This is a genomic window from Paraniabella aurantiaca (assembly GCF_050309965.1).
In the GTDB taxonomy this organism is placed as follows: Bacteria; Bacteroidota; Bacteroidia; order Chitinophagales; family Chitinophagaceae; genus Niabella.
In genome coordinates this window covers 15,576-32,117 of sequence record NZ_JBLOSY010000003.1, presented here as the reverse complement: position 1 = coordinate 32,117, position 16,542 = coordinate 15,576, and the positions used below count along the sequence as shown (strand labels likewise).

General features: G+C 41.9%; 12 protein-coding genes and 1 pseudogene. 9 read left to right on the top strand and 4 right to left on the bottom strand.

Annotated features, from left to right (window positions below; translation table 11 throughout):
- Window positions 1-19: 19 nt before the first annotated feature.
- The 6 genes from ACLOAU_RS23350 to ACLOAU_RS23325 all read left to right on the top strand — a co-directional run bounded on the left by ACLOAU_RS23350 (window position 20) and on the right by ACLOAU_RS23325 (window position 10,692).
- Window positions 20-967 (top strand): P-loop NTPase family protein, encoded by a 948-nt coding sequence (locus tag ACLOAU_RS23350; RefSeq protein WP_427864340.1) that lies wholly within the window; start codon window positions 20-22, stop codon window positions 965-967.
- A 35-nt stretch (window positions 968-1,002) separates the two neighbouring features.
- Entirely contained in the window at window positions 1,003-2,016 is a 1,014-nt protein-coding gene (locus ACLOAU_RS23345) for a vWA domain-containing protein (RefSeq protein WP_427864339.1), read from the top strand.
- 593 nt (window positions 2,017-2,609) lie between these two features.
- Window positions 2,610-5,732, top strand: a complete 3,123-nt coding sequence (locus tag ACLOAU_RS23340; protein WP_427864338.1) for a SusC/RagA family TonB-linked outer membrane protein — start codon at window positions 2,610-2,612, stop codon at window positions 5,730-5,732.
- Window positions 5,733-5,742: 10 nt separating this feature from the next.
- Entirely contained in the window at window positions 5,743-7,698 is a 1,956-nt protein-coding gene (locus ACLOAU_RS23335; RefSeq protein WP_427864337.1) for a RagB/SusD family nutrient uptake outer membrane protein, read from the top strand.
- 40 nt (window positions 7,699-7,738) lie between these two features.
- On the top strand, window positions 7,739-9,010 hold the full coding sequence (locus ACLOAU_RS23330; protein ID WP_427864336.1) for a DUF4959 domain-containing protein: 1,272 nt from the start codon (window positions 7,739-7,741) through the stop codon (window positions 9,008-9,010).
- 23 nt (window positions 9,011-9,033) lie between these two features.
- On the top strand, window positions 9,034-10,692 hold the full coding sequence (locus ACLOAU_RS23325; RefSeq protein WP_427864335.1) for a DUF4998 domain-containing protein: 1,659 nt from the start codon (window positions 9,034-9,036) through the stop codon (window positions 10,690-10,692).
- A 66-nt stretch (window positions 10,693-10,758) separates the two neighbouring features.
- On the opposite strand, the gene ACLOAU_RS23320 is transcribed toward ACLOAU_RS23325, so the two are convergent.
- The 3 genes and pseudogenes from ACLOAU_RS23320 to arfB all read right to left on the bottom strand — a co-directional run.
- Entirely contained in the window at window positions 10,759-12,096 is a 1,338-nt protein-coding gene (locus tag ACLOAU_RS23320; RefSeq protein ID WP_427864334.1) for a Gfo/Idh/MocA family protein, read from the bottom strand.
- A gap of 44 nt (window positions 12,097-12,140) precedes the next feature.
- On the bottom strand, window positions 12,141-12,923 hold the full coding sequence (locus ACLOAU_RS23315) for a 3-keto-disaccharide hydrolase (RefSeq protein ID WP_427864333.1): 783 nt from the start codon (window positions 12,921-12,923) through the stop codon (window positions 12,141-12,143).
- A gap of 93 nt (window positions 12,924-13,016) precedes the next feature.
- Window positions 13,017-13,397 (bottom strand): annotated as a pseudogene (arfB, locus tag ACLOAU_RS23310) (alternative ribosome rescue aminoacyl-tRNA hydrolase ArfB); the annotation flags it as partial.
- Window positions 13,398-13,456: 59 nt separating this feature from the next.
- Here arfB and dtd point away from each other — a divergent pair.
- The 3 genes from dtd to ACLOAU_RS23295 are packed head-to-tail and all read left to right on the top strand — an operon-like array spanning window position 13,457 to window position 15,268.
- Window positions 13,457-13,909, top strand: a complete 453-nt coding sequence (gene dtd, locus ACLOAU_RS23305) for a D-aminoacyl-tRNA deacylase (RefSeq protein ID WP_427864332.1) — start codon at window positions 13,457-13,459, stop codon at window positions 13,907-13,909.
- 1 nt (window position 13,910) lies between these two features.
- Window positions 13,911-14,261: a nucleotide pyrophosphohydrolase gene (locus ACLOAU_RS23300; RefSeq protein WP_427864331.1), complete on the top strand. Its 351-nt coding sequence runs from the start codon at window positions 13,911-13,913 to the stop codon at window positions 14,259-14,261.
- Window positions 14,261-15,268 carry a YihY/virulence factor BrkB family protein gene (locus ACLOAU_RS23295; protein WP_427864330.1) on the top strand — a complete coding sequence of 336 codons (1,008 nt, stop codon included), beginning with the start codon at window positions 14,261-14,263 and terminating at the stop codon, window positions 15,266-15,268. Before ACLOAU_RS23300 ends, ACLOAU_RS23295 begins: the two co-directional genes overlap by 1 nt.
- A 309-nt stretch (window positions 15,269-15,577) precedes the next feature.
- On the opposite strand, the gene ACLOAU_RS23290 is transcribed toward ACLOAU_RS23295, so the two are convergent.
- On the bottom strand, window positions 15,578-16,219 hold the full coding sequence (locus tag ACLOAU_RS23290) for a TetR/AcrR family transcriptional regulator (protein WP_427864329.1): 642 nt from the start codon (window positions 16,217-16,219) through the stop codon (window positions 15,578-15,580).
- Window positions 16,220-16,542: the final 323 nt, after the last annotated feature.

The following is a 16,542-nucleotide window of genomic DNA, read 5'->3' as shown; positions in this document are numbered from 1 at the left end:
ATATTAAAACAGGTAAAGTTTGAATGGTAAGTTGCTATATAATTCAGGTAATGGAAGAAGCAGGGGATGGATGGTAGCTGCTATGATTTCTTTATGTATAGTATGGTTGCCTGGTGTGGTCAATGCCCAGCCTGTAGGGGTACGTGCCTACACTGATAAAAGCAAAGTGTTGCTGGGTGAACCTTTCTGGCTAACGCTGGAAGTAAAAACATTGAATGGCGCCAAAGCGCCGGCATTTCGGGTGGATAGCATACCACATTTTGAATTTTTAGTCAGAGATAGCTCGCGTGTATTACAACAGGGAGATACTACTTTGTACCAGCAGTATTTTCAATTAACCAGTTTCGATTCGGGCCGCTGGGTTATTCCCCAATTTACATTAAGGGCTTTTGTAAAAACAAATAGTGTATTAGTTGATGTTGTTTTTACTGAAGATTTCGACCCCAAACAGCCCTATCACGATGTGCAGCCGGTGAAGGATGTTCCTTTTAAAATGGACGCCGAACTGGAGCGATGGTGGTATCTTGGTGCAGCCCTGCTGATTTTGCTGACGCTTATCATTTATTGGATGACACAGCCGCGCCGGGCGAAGCCGGTAGCAAGTTCTGTCTCGTCAGTTACAGCATACAAAAGGGCTATGCAAAGCCTTAGTGATCTGAAGGCGCAGAAGCCTGACGAGAAGCGCTTTTATGCCCAGTTGGTAGAAGTTTTCCGGGCGTATATTTTGGAAAGAACAGGTATTAGTTCTATGCAGCAAACTTCCAACAATCTGGTAGAAAAGATAAAACCGTTAATGCCTGATGAAGTGAAATATGATAGTTTGTCGCAGGTACTGTATTTATGCGACTTTGTAAAATTTGCGAAGTATCATCCCGAGGATCATGAAGCCACATCTGCATTTGAAGTGATTGAAGCATCCATCAACTACATAGAAACTGAAATGAATAAACCTGTGGCCAGGTCTTAGACTAAATAAAAAAACAATTGATTTGTTATGTTTGTATGATTTATGATTGGTTAAAAAATATTACGTTTATATGGCCGGAAAATTTCATTCTTCTGGGTATTATCTTGTTTTTAATAGGACGGTATGTTAAGAGTGAAAACAGGGATAAAGGTTCTTTTACTGTTTCGGCTATTAACATAAGAACTCCCGCTACATTTAAAACACGTTTCCGGCACTTACCTTTTATTTTTCGCATACTTGCGCTTACTTGTCTTGTGATGGCTTTGGCACGCCCCCAGCATCAAACTCAAAAAAGCCGCTCTGAAGGTGATGGTATAGATATCGTATTATGCATGGATGTAAGCGGTAGTATGGGAACTACAGATGTTCAGCCTTCCCGTTTCCAGGTGGCTAAAGAAGTAGCTATCGAGTTTGTAAAGAACAGGCCTGTAGATAGAATCGGTCTGGTGATTTTTGCCGGAGAAAGTTTTACCAAGTGTCCTATTACGCCCGATAAGAATACGGTGTTAAATCAATTACAGACATTGAAAATAATGGATGGCGGATACCTTGAAATTGGCACCTTGATTGGCGAGGGGCTGGCTATGTCGGTCAACCGCATCAGCAAGGGGAGCAGTAAAAGCAGGGTTGTCATCTTATTAACAGATGGAAAAGAAGACGCCCCTCCCACACGTATTGTTGACCCTGAAACCGCAATGGAAATAGCCAAGGCAAATAATGTAAAAGTATATTGTGTCGGCCTGGGCTCTGCTACCACTACCTCCGAGCAGATGGTTAAGGATGTAGCGGGAAATATTGTTCGCAACTATATAGATGAAGCCCTTCTTACCAGGATAGCCACCAGTACGGGTGGCAGGTATTACCGCGCTACAGATAAAGCTTCCTTACAGGCAATATACGGCCAGATAGACCAACTTGAAAAATCAAAAGTGGAGATCATCCGTTATAAAGAAATTCAGGAAATGTTTATACCACTTGTATTGGCCGCACTCGTATTTATTTTAATAGAGGTATTATTAAAATACACACTATTCAAAAAATTCCCCTAGTTAACAGAAGAATGATCTTGTGATTTAAAAAAATGCCTAATTCATTACATTGTATTTACCAGCCAACAGCGATGTGAAAGCAATCGTTCCTGCCTGAAAGTTCAGGATACAAGGACAGATAAATATATTACGTTAAGCATCAGCATTGTTAAGCGATGAAAGTCTTACTAAGCCTGCCACCAATTTGAATGAATATTCAACCAATAAAAAAGTAATAAATAGCTAACATTAAAATAAGATGAGAAAAAATTTTTGTTATTAATTTCATCTTTGTATATTCGATTTGTTAAAATGATTTAACGTTGTGCTTCGCTTGAGTGTATTTAAACCAAAAAACTTTTTTTAAAAATTTTAAACCAGACAAAATCTGAACAAAAAACAGGAGCCCTCTCAAAGCCACTGATCCCCTCTTTTTTTGATATAGCGTAACGATTGCCGGGATTTCTTTGGCTTTTTGCTAAAACGTTTTTGTAAAGCGGTTGTGCATTTCAGCACATGGGTTTGTTTTGCCTCAAAAGCAAGCGACATGGGAATGGAATGCCTCTGCATGGAACTATAGAGTTTATTATTCAAACCTTTAACTACTATTAATTATGAGGCTTATTTGGCTACTTCCATTTATGCTTTTTTGTGTCGCTGCTCAGGCACAAACCAAAACAGTTTCCGGTATTGTAAAGAATACGGAAGATGGCGCTGTGCTATCCGGGGTTACGGTCAGTGTCATTAACAAGCAACAATTAACTACCACCAATCCTAATGGTGAGTTTCAAATCGATGCTGCAGTTGGCGATACGCTGTTGTTTTCATTTGTTGGCAAGATGGATCACAAAGAAGTGGTAACTGAAAAAAGTGTGATACAGGTGCTGATGCAGGGTGCTAAAAATGACATGGATGAAGTAACTGTAGTTGCTTTTGGTAAACAAAAGAAAGCCAGCATCGTAGGATCTATTACTACGGTTAATGCGAAAGATCTGCGGGTGCCGGCATCTAACCTTACCAGCTCTTTTGCCGGTCGTATTCCAGGCGTGATCTCCTACCAGCTATCTGGTGAGCCGGGCGCAGACAATGCACAATTTTTTGTACGTGGTGTGACCACTTTTGGTTACCAGGCTGCTCCGTTGATCCTGATTGATGGATTTGAGTCCAGCACAGAAAATCTTGCCCGTCTGCAACCCGATGATATTGAGTCGTTCTCAATCATGAAAGACGCATTAGCTACAGGTATGTATGGCGCGCGCGGTGCCAATGGTATCGTTATGATTACTACCAAAGCGGGGAAGGAAGGACCTGTAGGGTTCAACGCCAGGGTGGACGTAAATGTTACTACACCGGTAAGCACGGTAAAAATGCTTGATGGGGTAACTTATATGAAGCTTTACAATGAGGCGCGCATCACCAGGGATCCTATACTCGGCCCTTTTTACTCTCAGCAAAAGATACAGTCTACGATCGATAAGGAAAACCCGATGATCTACCCTGATATCGACTGGTATAACACTATGTTTAACCGTTCGGTTACCAATATGAAAGCTAATGCCAATGTATCAGGCGGCGGCCAGGTGGCTACTTATTACGTTTCAATGGGTATGGATAAAGAATCGGGTTTGCTTAAGACAGATCAGACCAAGAACTATAGCAACAATATTAATATCGAGCGCTACTTTATCCGTTCCAATGTCATTTTCAAACTAACTCCTACTACTAAACTGGATACGCGGATACAGGGCCGTTTTATGGGGTACAATGGGCCTGCCGTTCCGGCTGCGACGCTATTTCGCATGGTAATGAACACCAATCCTGTAGATTTCCCGGCTGTATACGAACCCGATTCAGTAAACCGGTTTACCCAGCACACTTTGTTTGGGAACAGTTTTGTGGGTGGTTCGGTTAAAGTAAACCCTTATGCAGAAATGGTGAGGGGGTATGAGGATCGCAATGAAACGGATATCACTGCGCAAGCTATTTTACAACAAGACCTTGGTATGATCTTAAAAGGCTTAAAAGCACAGGTACGGGTGTCTGCAAATACTTTCGGAGCTTATTCAGGATTACGCCTGTATAGCCCTTATTATTACGACCTGGAGTCTTATGATCCCATAAGTGGCAACTACAAGCTTTTCCCACTCAATCCTACCTCAGGACAACCTTACCTCGGTAATATCATACCTGGAAGAAATTCAAGTGGCAGATATTATTACGAGGCCATTGTTAACTGGGAGCGAACTTTTGGTAAACATGCGGTGGCTCTCACAACGGTTGGTACTATGGAGAAAAATCTCCTTACATCAGGCTCCAGCACTTCTATTTTTGAAGCGCTCCCCGAAAAAAATGTAAGGAACTCCGGTCGTGCCAATTATACTTATGATCGTCGCTACCTGTTAGAGTTTGGCTATTCTTATATGGGATCTGAAAAATTCACTGGCAACCAACGCTGGGGTTTTTTCCCGACAGTAGGAGCAGGGTGGTCGGTTTCTAATGAATCATTTTGGGAGCCCTTAAAAGATGCGATCAGTACATTTAAACTGAGAGGCTCCTGGGGATTAGTAGGAAACGATGCTATTGCCGGTCGTGCCGACCGTTTTTATTTCCTGTCTGATGTTTCACTTCCCGGGGGAGCATCTTCAATTGCTTCTGGCTACAGGTGGGGAACTTCTTTCATGAATTCTTATGCAGGATACGTTATTAACCGTTACGCCAACCCTGATATTACTTGGGAGCAGTCGGAAAAAATAAATCTGGGCCTGGATGTAAATTTTATGCGGGAGTCTTTAAAGTTGATCATAGACTTTTACCAGGACAGGCGGAGCCGGATATACATGCGCAGGGAAAACTTTCCTGCCACTGCCGGCCTAGAAGCTCCCATCAGTGGTAATGTGGGAGAAGTACTGTCGAAGGGCTTTGAAAGTTCGTTGGATTATTCAAAAACTTTTGGCGATCTGTGGCTTTCTGCGAGAGCCAACTTTACTTACGCTACCAATAAGTTCGTAAAACTCGACGAGAGAAATTTTCCTGATCAATATCTAAAACGGCTGGGTGCGAACATTAATCAACAATGGGGCCTGATTGCGGAACGATTATTTGTAGACGAACAAGAGATCCGTAATTCTCCTAAACAGGATTTCGGAGGCTATTTGGCCGGTGATATCAAGTATAAGGATGTAAACGGAGATGGTATTGTCAATTCTAACGACAGGGTGCCATTAGGATTTCCACAAGTACCCGAAATTCAATACGGCTTTGGTGTTTCGTCGGCGTATAAAATGTTCGACTTCGCTTTCTTCTTTAATGGTAGTGCAAGGGTTTCATTCTTTATCGATGCAACTGCTACAAGTAGCAACGACAGGGCTGGCATTGCTCCATTTGCCAACAGGAGAAATGCACTGCAAATTATAGGTGATGATTACTGGAGCGAGACCAATCCCAATGTACATGCTTTCTGGCCCAGGCTATCTACTTTTCCGGTTGAAAATAATATTCAGCAATCGTCCTGGTGGCTTCGCGATGGATCCTTCCTGAGATTAAAATCTGTAGAACTCGGTTATAGCCTCAGAAAATTAAAGCGCTTTGGTATTAAAGAGGGAAGCCGCTTTTATCTGAGCACAGAAAATCCGTTTGTCTTCTCTGCTTTTAAGCTTTGGGATCCTGAAATGCGCGACAGGGGATTGGGCTATCCAACTAACAAAAGATTTAACGCAGGTATTCAATTGACATTTTAAAAATCGGAACATGAAACTTTTTAATACAACTGTTTTAGCCATTATACTTATTGCTGCTGTTTCTTGTAAGAAGTACCTGGATGTGGTGCCGGATAACACGCTAAAGGTGGAAGATATCTATGACACTAAAACCGATGCCTGGAATGCGCTTGCAAGAGCTTATAACTTTATTCCGAGGGATGATGATACGCATTTAAGTACCTGGACCCTGGGTGACGAGTGGCTGGGTCGTCTCGACCTGAACGACAATACCGGTAATTTACGCGCGATGCGAATTATGCGTGGCCTGCAATCGCAAACCGCTCCCCAGTTAGGATTTTGGTCTGGAACGGAAGGTGGTAAGCCCTTGTACAGGGGTATACGGCAGGCTGATGTATTCCTTGCCAATATTGACAAGGTTCGTGATATGCAGGAGGCGGAGATAAAAGAATGGAAGGCCCAGGTAAAGATGTTGAAAGCCTATTACATGTTTTTGCTGGTGAAGCATTATGGTCCTATAGTTATTCCTGATAAAATGGCCCAGCCTGAATCGCAGCCAGAAGAGTTATTTCTTCCTCGTAAAAAAGTGGAGGAGTGCTTTCAATACATCCTTGGTCTTATCAATGAAGCTATTCCCGATTTAGTGGAGCGTACCGATGCCAATAATGCTGGTCAGATCGACCAGATAGTGGCTAAAGCAATCAAAGCCAAAGTACTGTTTTTCAGGGCCAGTCCTTTCTTTAACGGTAACAGAGAGTATTTCGGCGATTTTATGGATACAGATGGCAAGCCATTTTTTGATGTGGATTACAAGCAGGAAAAGTGGAAAGAGGCCCTGGATGCTACTAACGAAGCAATAGCCATAGCCGAAGCCAATGGTAAGCGTTTGTACCAGTATACAAGAGAGCCTTACTCATACGACCGTGATGCATTTGCCCAAAATGGTGATAATATGAAAACCTTATACAACCTTAGAATGTTGGTCTGCGATCCATGGAATGAAGAGTTGGTATGGGGATACTCTAACTTGAACTATTATGATCAGGGTGAGCTGGCTCATGCTACCAATATAAGGCTGCCGGCTGGTTATGAGGGCGTGGTAAATACCGCAGCGTTTTCCTGGCAATGGCTGGGAGCATCTTACCAGATGGCCGAACGTTATTATACTAAAAACGGGCTGCCGATTGAGGAAGATCAGACATTTGATAAGAGCATCATGCATGAAATTATAACTACGCCCGGGGCAGCTGCTCCCGAATATAGACCCCTGTCGGGAATTATGCAGCCCGGTGCGCAAACCATTCGGCTATACATGAACCGTGAGCCGCGCTTTTATGCCAACCTGGGTATTACAGCCGGTTATTGGAGAGCACATATTGTTCGTGTTAATACTATGATGTTCTCGGGTACAGATGGTGGCTTTAACTCATCTGTTAACAATACCGACTATATAGCTACAGGAATAGGAGTACAGAAGTTTGTTCACCCGGAAAGCCAATCTGGTGCATGGCAGCGGACCATAAAATTTCCCTATCCCCTGATACGCATGGCTGATCTTTATTTGATGAAGGCGGAGGCGATGAATGAGTTTTCGGGACCGAGTGGCCAGGTTTATGAAGAGATCAACAAAGTAAGACGTCGTGCAGGGGTGCCGGATGTACAGGTGGTATGGGCAGACCCCAGCTTGTGCAGGAGCCCTGGCAAGCATACTTCAAAAGAAGGGTTGCGCGATATTATACTTCAGGAAAGGTCAATTGAATTTGCTTTTGAAGGCCAGTATTTCTGGGATATGATCCGCCATAAAAGGGCAGTAACAGCCTTCTCTTTGCCCATCAGAGGTTGGACACATACAGGTACCAATGCCAGTTCATTTTTCGTTCTTCAGGATAAGCAGGCGAGAAGATTTACGATTACAGACTGCCTCTGGCCAATAGATTTAAATGAGATGAATACTAATGGAAAATTAATTCAGAATCCAGGTTGGTAAAGCAGCTGGTTTTATTGAATCATAAAATAATAAAATGGATATGAAAAATAAACTGATTATATCAACGGCACTCTTTATATTACTTTTTGGCAGGTGCGGCAAAGCAGACCGTTTTGAAACCGAGAACGGGGATAGTACGCCGCCGGGAAAAGTTACCTTGAAGGAATACAAGCCATTGTTTGGGGGTGCCCGTTTTTTTTATACTATTCCAAAAGATGAGGATTTACTGGGTGTTGAGGCTGTATACACTAATAAGAGTAACCAATCTTTCACGTTTATGTCTTCGTATTTTGTTGACTCATTGGATGTGTATGGTTTCGGAAGTATGGATGAGTATACGGTGCAGTTGTATGCGGTAGACCGCTCAGGCAACAGAAGTGATGCCCTTGACGTAAAAGTTACGCCTATGGAACCGGCATATACCCGAGTTGCTAAAACAATACAGGCTAAGGCAGGATTTAGTTCATTTTTCCTCGACTGGCAAAATGAGTTAAAACAGAACATTAATGTTTATGTAGAATATGAATTTAACCAGGGAAGTGGGCCAAGAAAACTGACCAGTGTTTTCTCTTCAAACCTGCTTGCAGACAGAAGATTTATCAATAACCTTAATCTGCCATCCAACGAAAAAGTAAAAGTGAAGGTAAAAGTAGAAGATACTTATGGTAACGCAACTGAGTTCGTAGATAAGGGTGAGTTTACTTTACTGGAAGATATTAAAATTCCTAAACAGGGTTGGACGATACCTAATCCCAATGATTCGGTAGGTGGTGTGCCTATGATGTTTGGAAATGGTTTGGAAGGAAGATCGTTAAAGGTGATTGATGACATTATTGATAGGGGAGATAACCTCAATTTTCTACATACGCAGAGTCGGGGTAAAACCGGCAGGTCAGCTGACGGTAATATGCCCTGGAATTTTATTATTGACCTGGGAGGATATTACGAGATCAGCCGTATCATAACCGTGCAGCGCCACTCAGGTGGTTTAGCGAACGTAACCCGTGGGCAGTATTACCGAACAGAAAACGTGGGAATGTATAACGTGTATATTTGGGACGAGCCAACCCAGAAATGGGAGCAGGTGTTTAAAGAGTATAAAATACCGGTACCTGTTGGACTCACAGAACTGGAGTTTGTAAAATTTGGAGAGGCGGGTGATATGGCTTATATGTATCCCGATAATCCGAGATATACCAAGGCTACACGTAAGTTCCGCTTTGAGGCTGTCAAGGGCTTTTCAGGAAATTATACACTGGACGATGCTAACTGTCTTTCAGAAATAACACTGTACGGTAAAAAAGCTCAATAAGAACTCTTTCAAATATTAATATTATGAATAGCAAGATATATTTAAGCCTGCTGATCGGTCTTACCGTTGTAATGTCATGCAGTAAAATGTATGATAATATAGAGAAGTATGCCGGGGAAAAAGTATACCCTGGAAAATATGACACTATTATCGGTCGCATTGGATTTGAACGCGTTGAGATCGACCTGATGAAAGCTGGTAGAATACCAGCCGGCCAGGTTAAACTGGGGAAAGCAGTAAAAACTATAGTAGAATATGATGATAAGAAGATAGTGCTGGATACCCTGGCGTCCTGGTTGAATATAAAAGACCTTAAAGTCTCAAAGCTCTATCGTTTTAGGGTGTATACGCAAGACGATGAGGGGAATATATCTGTACCTCAACAAATTGCGCTAATACCTTATACGCAGACTGATCTGGCTAATTTAGTAATTACTTCCCCGCAGGCACTTACTTCACCATCTGCCGCTATATTTACATGGCCGGGTAGCCTTACTACAGCACTGGTTAATTACTACGGTCTCAAATATTCGTATAAAGACAAAAGCGGCGTAACCCGTGAAGGTGAGCGTGCGCAGAATCCAAGAGTCCTCATGTCTAACCTAAACGCAGGAACGGCTTCTACTATTGATTTTAACTATAAGGTTATTCCCAAGGTAAACGGTGTGGCTATATTAGATACGGTTTGGACAACGCGCACAGTGCAGGTAAATACGCCGGTAGGCTCAGCTTCATTTACACCTACCGAATTGGGAGTATTAAATGCTAACGGTCTTTCTAATTTTATTTTTGATGCGGCTGCTGCTGTTCAAAAACTGACCTTCCCTATACATACGACAACGCTGCAGGATCTTTTCTATTTCCCGGGAGTGAAAGAGATCGATTTAACGGGCGGATCTGTTTTTCAAATGACCACCAATAGTTATAATCGGAATGGTGTTATAGATACAATAGGTAGAGGTCCGTTTGTACCGTTTGCGCGCCGTGTTGGAGATATGCCTGCCACCAGTACGCAGTTCCTGTTAGATCTGTTGGACCTGGGCACACTTACCAAGGTGAAATATGTAGCTAATTCGATGGGTATTGATGCCCAGCTGGCGCCTTATGTAAGCCGGGGGCTGGTGGAAATTGTAGGTAAGCCTGATGAAGCATTAATTCCGTTGTCGCCATTTTTATTAGATGGAGTTGTACAAGATGCTAACTGGAAGCTGGATGTAGAAATTTCACCCGCAACATTTCCAGCCGGAACGGGCTTGCAAAACGTATTGAAAGCTACAATGAGAGCTAAGAATGGTACTTTAGTGATACAAATTCCAAAAGAATATGAGTTTGATGTTGCTCAGTATAAATCTTTGAAGTTTAAAGTATATGGTCCCCCAAAATCTGTGATCTCGGGTACTTACGCGCCCTATAACAGGCTATGGATGAGAATTATGAATTATTCGTTTGCATTTACCACGGAGAGTAGTTTTGGACAGCAATATTGGGAGTATAGCAAAGACGCTTTTACCATTAGCGATGCCAGTCTGCAAACCTGGACAGACATGACGGTTGACCTCTCACAAAGCGTGGGTAAACACAACAGGGTTATCGTAATCAATATTGGAGGAGAGCCTTCCTTGACATTTGCTCCAACCCAGGATATTGTTTACTATTTCGCCAATTTCAGATTTTCTAAATAACAGTAGCTGACTATAAAAAGAGCCCGTGATTCAAAACCACGGGCTCTTTTTATATGTATATTCTGATTAAAATTTACGGTACTGACCTTCCAGAAATTTGTTGGCCTCTGTTTCTTTGAACCGTGCATTTTTACCATCCCAATTCAAGGTTTTATTGGGGAATTGAGCAGCGATTACGCCCAGCAAAATAACTTCTGTGAGTTTGGCAGAGTACGAGAATGGAGCGCTGCATTTGGCTTTGCCCAGGCAGGCGTCTACAAATTCGTGGTAATGCTTCTGGCCCTCAACATCATAACTTACTGTTGGTTTGCCTGCTTCACTTTTGGTATCGTACTTTTTAATATCGATTGTTTGATAAGCTCCATTAACAATCAGTTTGGGAAGTTGCATGAAATGTGGCAATAAAAGACGCTGCCCGTTTTCACCGATAAACATGGCTCCCTGATCCGGTAATTTTTCACCATTGGGGAGTTTCAATTCTTCCTGTAATTCGGGAGCTCCTTTACCGTCGTACCAAACCCACTCTAATGTTTTAGCCGTATAAGGAGTGCCGGGGAAAACATATACAACATGATTTTTTTCGGGATGTCCAAAACCGTTGGGTTCGCGGCATTCGTTTGTTACCGTTAATGGAACGCCCAACTTTAACGCGTTGTAGGGGGTGTCAAAAATATGAACGCCCATATCGCCTAAAGTGCCGCACCCATAGTCAAGGTATTTGCGCCAGTTACCCGGATGATAAAATCCTTTTTTATAGGGTCTTTCTTTGGCAGTGCCCAGCCACAGGTTCCAGTCCAGGCCTTCCGGTACAGGGTCGCTTCCTTCGGGTTCGGGCCCGTCGTATCCCCATACTTTTGGCGACCATGCAATTACTTTTTTAACTTTCCCTATGATGCCTTTTTGAATAAGTATGGTAGCCAGTTTATAATCATAAAAAGAATGAACCTGTATGCCCATTTGTGTAACCAGTTTTTTCTGCGCCGCCACTTTTTCCATTTTGCGCGATTCGGAAATGTAGTGGGTAAGCGGTTTCTGGCAGTAAACGTTTTTATTCAGCTCCATGGCCAGCAGCGATACGGGTGCGTGTGCATGGTCTGGCGTTGACACTATAACAGCGTCTATCTCATTGCCAATACTTTCGAACATCTTTCTGTAGTCAGTAAAAATTTTGGCGCCGGCATAAGTACCTTTTACTGCATTTATTTTGTTCATATCTACATCGCAAAGTGCTACTACTTCTACCGCCGGGTGCGACGCAATATCTTTTAGATCGGCTGTGCCCATCATGCCTAAACCAACCTGGGCAACTCTCAGCTTTTTAGTTCCGGAGGCCATCGAAGACAACGGCAGCAAGAATGCTAAGCTACCGGCAGCTGAGGTTTTTATAAAATCAATCCTTTTCATCAGTTTGTTTTTTGTTTTTAATAATGGCTTTTCGTTATTGATACTTATTTAAGTGGTTTTATTTTTATATTTCTAAACCATAAAGAGCTGCCATGATATTGCAACCCTATATATCCCGTTTTAAATTTCCCGTAATTAGCACTTTTAGCCCATTTGCCGGCTTGTTTCCGCGCTTGCCAATCTTCCGAATCAGGATTAAAACTTACAATTTTAACGCCATTAAGCCAATGCTCAACGCGGCCGGGCGCTACAACGATCTTTGTAGTATTCCATTGGCCGGCGGGGTGCAACACTTTTTTGCTCTCGTCAGCAGGGTGCATTGCATAATCGGCCCCGGTCTTTTGCCAATCCTGCAACTGTTCAGGATTTTTGGCGCCAAACTGAGCATTGTAATCCTTTAGGTTACTATGCATCCGGGCATAATTTTCGTCATCGATCAGCTGGTATTCAGGCGAAATGTTAGATGGGCCGCCATAGCCTTCTTTTACATGATAAAAGATACCGCTGTTACCTCCCGCACCAATTTTCCAATCCAGTGTCAGTTCAAAGTACTCAAACTCCTGTCCGGAAAAAATGATGTCGCGACTGCCTTTATAAGACACATCATTAACTTTCTCGTTGATCTTGTCATTGTCTACCCAAAGCATATTATTGCTCAATATCCAGCCGGGAGGTAGTGTTGTTGCATCGTATCCTCTCCATTGGGAAGCATTTTCTTTACTGAGTAAATTAATGGTTTTAGTTTTTTGAGCGGATGCATTATAAGCGCTGCACATAAAAAGGATGAAACCCCATATTACAGGATTCGATATTGTTTTGAATTTCATATTAACTGGCACTAAATTTTAAATAGCAAAGAGGTTCAGATCGAACTTTTATTTGAAACCTGTTAAAAATAACAAACAATTTGGTTAGTACACTTAATCCCCGCGATATTTTCTTCTATTATCTTTTATAATGCTTTTTCTCTTTTTGCCCTCTATTCTTTTTTCAATAGATGCTTTTGATACCTTTGTGGCAATACGGGCCTTCTTTTTTTGAAGTGCTTTGGTAATGAGCTCATTTATTTTGCGGGCTGCATCGGCTTTGTTTTCCAGCTGTGTACGATAGTTTTCTGATTTAACCCACAAGTACCCTTCGTTATTAATACGGTTCAGTAGTTTTTCGTGTAGCAATTGCTTTTGAGTAGCTGACAGCATTGCAGAACCGTCTATGTGCAAGCTACCCAGCACTGCTGTCTCTACTTTGTTTACGTTTTGACCTCCTTTACCGCCGCTGCGGGTAGTCTTGAAAATAATTTCTTTTGATACATCCATTTTATTTAATTATCGCTCTAAATTAGATTTTATATTTTGCATACATGAAAGTAGTGATTCAAAGAGTTTTAAATGCCTCGGTAACGATTCATAATGTTGTGCATGCTGCTATTGATAGGGGATTAATGATATTGCTGGGTATCGAAGACCTGGATAGTCTCGAGGATGTTAGCTGGCTTAGCCAGAAAATAACGCAGTTAAGGATTTTTAACGATGCGGAGGGTGTGATGAACCTATCGGTAAAGGAGGTGGGAGGCGATATACTATTAGTAAGCCAGTTTACACTGCATGCATCAACCAAAAAAGGCAACCGGCCTTCCTATATTAAGGCAAGTAAACCACCTGTAGCGGTTCCGCTGTATGAGCAAATGATAGAACAACTACAGCAAGACCTTGGAAAAACCATTAAAACAGGTGTATTTGGGGCCGATATGCAGGTGCAGCTTGTTAACGATGGCCCTGTAACTATTATTATTGACACAAAGAATAAAGAATAAAATGACAATCAACGAAGCACAGCAACAGGTAGATGAATGGATCAGAACCATTGGTGTTAAGTACTTTGGAGAGCTTACCAATATGGCGATCCTCACAGAAGAGGTTGGCGAACTATCCAAACATATGGCACGTATTTATGGAGAGCAATCTTATAAGAATGATAAAGTTTATACCAAAGAAGAACAAAAGCAAATGCTGGCGGATGAAATGGCAGATGTTTTGTGGGTAGTATTGTGCCTCGCCAATCAAACCGGTATCAACCTTACCGAGGCATTAAATAAAAACTTTGATAAGAAAACTATAAGAGATACAGAACGTCATGCCAATAATGCAAAACTGAAGCAACCGTAATGAAGAAAATCTGGACCATAGTCAAACAGTCTGTCGAAGAGATTTTCGATATGCGCATTTTTAAATTAAGTGCAGCGCTGGCCTATTATACGATTTTCTCTATACCGGGCTTATTAATTGTAGTATTATGGATAGCAGATATATTTTCGGGTCATGATGCATCTGTAAAGGAAAGCTTATATAGCCAGATACAAGGTCTTGTTGGTGAAAGCGCCAAGGTGCAGATACAAACAACTATACAGGAAGCGTCAAATGATATTTCCGGTAAAGGGTTTTCAACTGTAGTAGGGTTGGGAACATTAATATTTGGCGCTACCAGTGTTTTTGCGGAAATACAGGATTCAATTAATGTTATATGGCGGCTTAAAACAAGGCCTAAGAAGGGAAAGGGCTGGTTAAAGCTGATTATTGACAGGTTGCTATCATTTTCCGTGGTGATCTCTTTAGGTTTTCTGCTGCTGGTGTCCTTACTGGTAAACGGCCTAATGGACATCTTCATTGATCAACTCACTAAAAGCATACCCGAAACAGAAGTTACTATTGCATACCTCTCCAATCTTGGCATCACCTTTTTAATCACCTCTTTTTTGTTCGGGATGATTTTTAAAGTGTTGCCGGATGCCCGTATCCGGTGGAAGGCTGTTCGTGCCGGAGCGTTTGTTACCGCTATCCTTTTTATGCTGGGAAAGTTTTTGATAAGCTATTACCTGGGGCATAATAAAATGACCTCCGCCTATGGCGCTGCCGGATCAATTATTGTCATACTGCTTTGGGTATACTACTCCGCGGTTATTCTTTATTTCGGTGCCGCTTTTACAAGGGTATTTGCCATACATAACGATATGAATATTTATCCCAATCAATATGCGGTGTGGGTAGAACAAGTAGAAGTGGAACATGAAGACTCTATACAAAACCTGCACAACGATAAAGTAGTGGCGGCCCATGAGCATGATATTGCAAAGGATACTGATCTGCAGGCTAACCATGATAAGAACCAGCAGTAAAAAATATCCTTCCTGTTACACCAATAAATAATGCTGCCTGTGTAGTGCCTGCCACTCGCCACTTTTATCTAACTAAAATATTGTTCAGGCAACCTTTGCGTGAGCAGCACCCTTTATGTATTTCAATAATTTCTTTAAAGAGCTAAGGCCAGGTGTTCAGCTGTCAGTTGGTTGGGGTAGATAATGAAATTGCTCCGGTTGTATTAATAGTTATGAGGTGGTGTAGGGTTTCTTTATAGAATAATAGTGAGGGTCGTTAAGCCGCCCAAATAAAAGCAGTACTGGTAGAGACATGCTTATAACTGATACTTATTTTTCCACTTCTGCATAGCATAGCTCTATTATTTTCTTAAATGTATTTAAATATCGTTCCTTGCCTTCTTTTTTCGTGATATCTATTTCGCAGACGGTGGTGCCCAGCATTTTGCCATGCAGGATCAGGTAATAAATGGCTGCTACAATAGTACCTGAAACCGCCCGGAAGTCAATGTCGGTATCTTTAAAAGTAAGATCAGCTTTTTTGAAAACCGGTTTCCCAAATCGTTCGCGATTATTGGCAATAGCTTTGAGTGTTTTATTTTTTTCGCTGATACCCCAAAGGATAATTTTTTGCATTTCCGGCGATTTCTCAAAAAAACGGAAATCATCTTCGAGGACGGAGCAGATCTCGTCTTTTTCCAGGGGAGTAGTAGTGTCATATGAACTGCCTTCCATTTGTTTGATCTGGATGTTCCAGAAGTCTCTTTGTTCCAGGTAGTCCTGGATCAATCCTTCAAGTCCTCCAAAATACCGGTAAATCAACTTTTTAGACACACCGGAAACGGCTTCGATTCTGTTGACCTTAATATTTTGGAAGCCCTCTTTGACCAATATACTTCCAACTGCTTTGATCAGCTTTTGTTTGGTTTTCTCCTTGTCGTATATTTTACCCTGATGTATTTTCCTTTTCATGTGTACTACTTTATATACCAAATATCAACTCATTTTTCAAGCTCTGCAAAAGAATTGCAGTATAAGCGTATTCTTCTTTTGTGGTGTAACGGCGTATATTTGTCCCTGATTGGTGAAAAATATTTTGAAAATTCTTTTTCGAGTTGTATTTTAGTTAGTCTCAGATTACAATTCCTGAGCTTTTCTGTGCCGTTACTAAATTCTATGAAAAGATGTTGTGCAGGTAGCCTTCTTAGCGCTACCGCACATATGGGAAAATTGGATTGGTACATTATGATATCGGGCGACCAGCTATTTTATATGGGCGCAGTTGTTAAAAGGCC

What these genes read in the sequence shown, in the direction of transcription:
- ACLOAU_RS23345 (WP_427864339.1), top strand. Translation starts at nt 1,003, where the DNA reads ATGATTTATGATTGGTTAAAAAATATTACGTTTATATGGCCGGAAAAT.
- ACLOAU_RS23340 (WP_427864338.1), top strand. Translation starts at nt 2,610, where the DNA reads ATGAGGCTTATTTGGCTACTTCCATTTATGCTTTTTTGTGTCGCTGCT.
- ACLOAU_RS23335 (WP_427864337.1), top strand. Translation starts at nt 5,743, where the DNA reads ATGAAACTTTTTAATACAACTGTTTTAGCCATTATACTTATTGCTGCT.
- ACLOAU_RS23330 (WP_427864336.1), top strand. Translation starts at nt 7,739, where the DNA reads ATGAAAAATAAACTGATTATATCAACGGCACTCTTTATATTACTTTTT.
- ACLOAU_RS23325 (WP_427864335.1), top strand. Translation starts at nt 9,034, where the DNA reads ATGAATAGCAAGATATATTTAAGCCTGCTGATCGGTCTTACCGTTGTA.
- ACLOAU_RS23320 (WP_427864334.1), bottom strand. Translation starts at nt 12,096, where the DNA reads ATGAAAAGGATTGATTTTATAAAAACCTCAGCTGCCGGTAGCTTAGCA.
- ACLOAU_RS23315 (WP_427864333.1), bottom strand. Translation starts at nt 12,923, where the DNA reads ATGAAATTCAAAACAATATCGAATCCTGTAATATGGGGTTTCATCCTT.
- dtd (WP_427864332.1), top strand. Translation starts at nt 13,457, where the DNA reads ATGAAAGTAGTGATTCAAAGAGTTTTAAATGCCTCGGTAACGATTCAT.
- ACLOAU_RS23300 (WP_427864331.1), top strand. Translation starts at nt 13,911, where the DNA reads ATGACAATCAACGAAGCACAGCAACAGGTAGATGAATGGATCAGAACC.
- ACLOAU_RS23295 (WP_427864330.1), top strand. Translation starts at nt 14,261, where the DNA reads ATGAAGAAAATCTGGACCATAGTCAAACAGTCTGTCGAAGAGATTTTC.
- ACLOAU_RS23290 (WP_427864329.1), bottom strand. Translation starts at nt 16,219, where the DNA reads ATGAAAAGGAAAATACATCAGGGTAAAATATACGACAAGGAGAAAACC.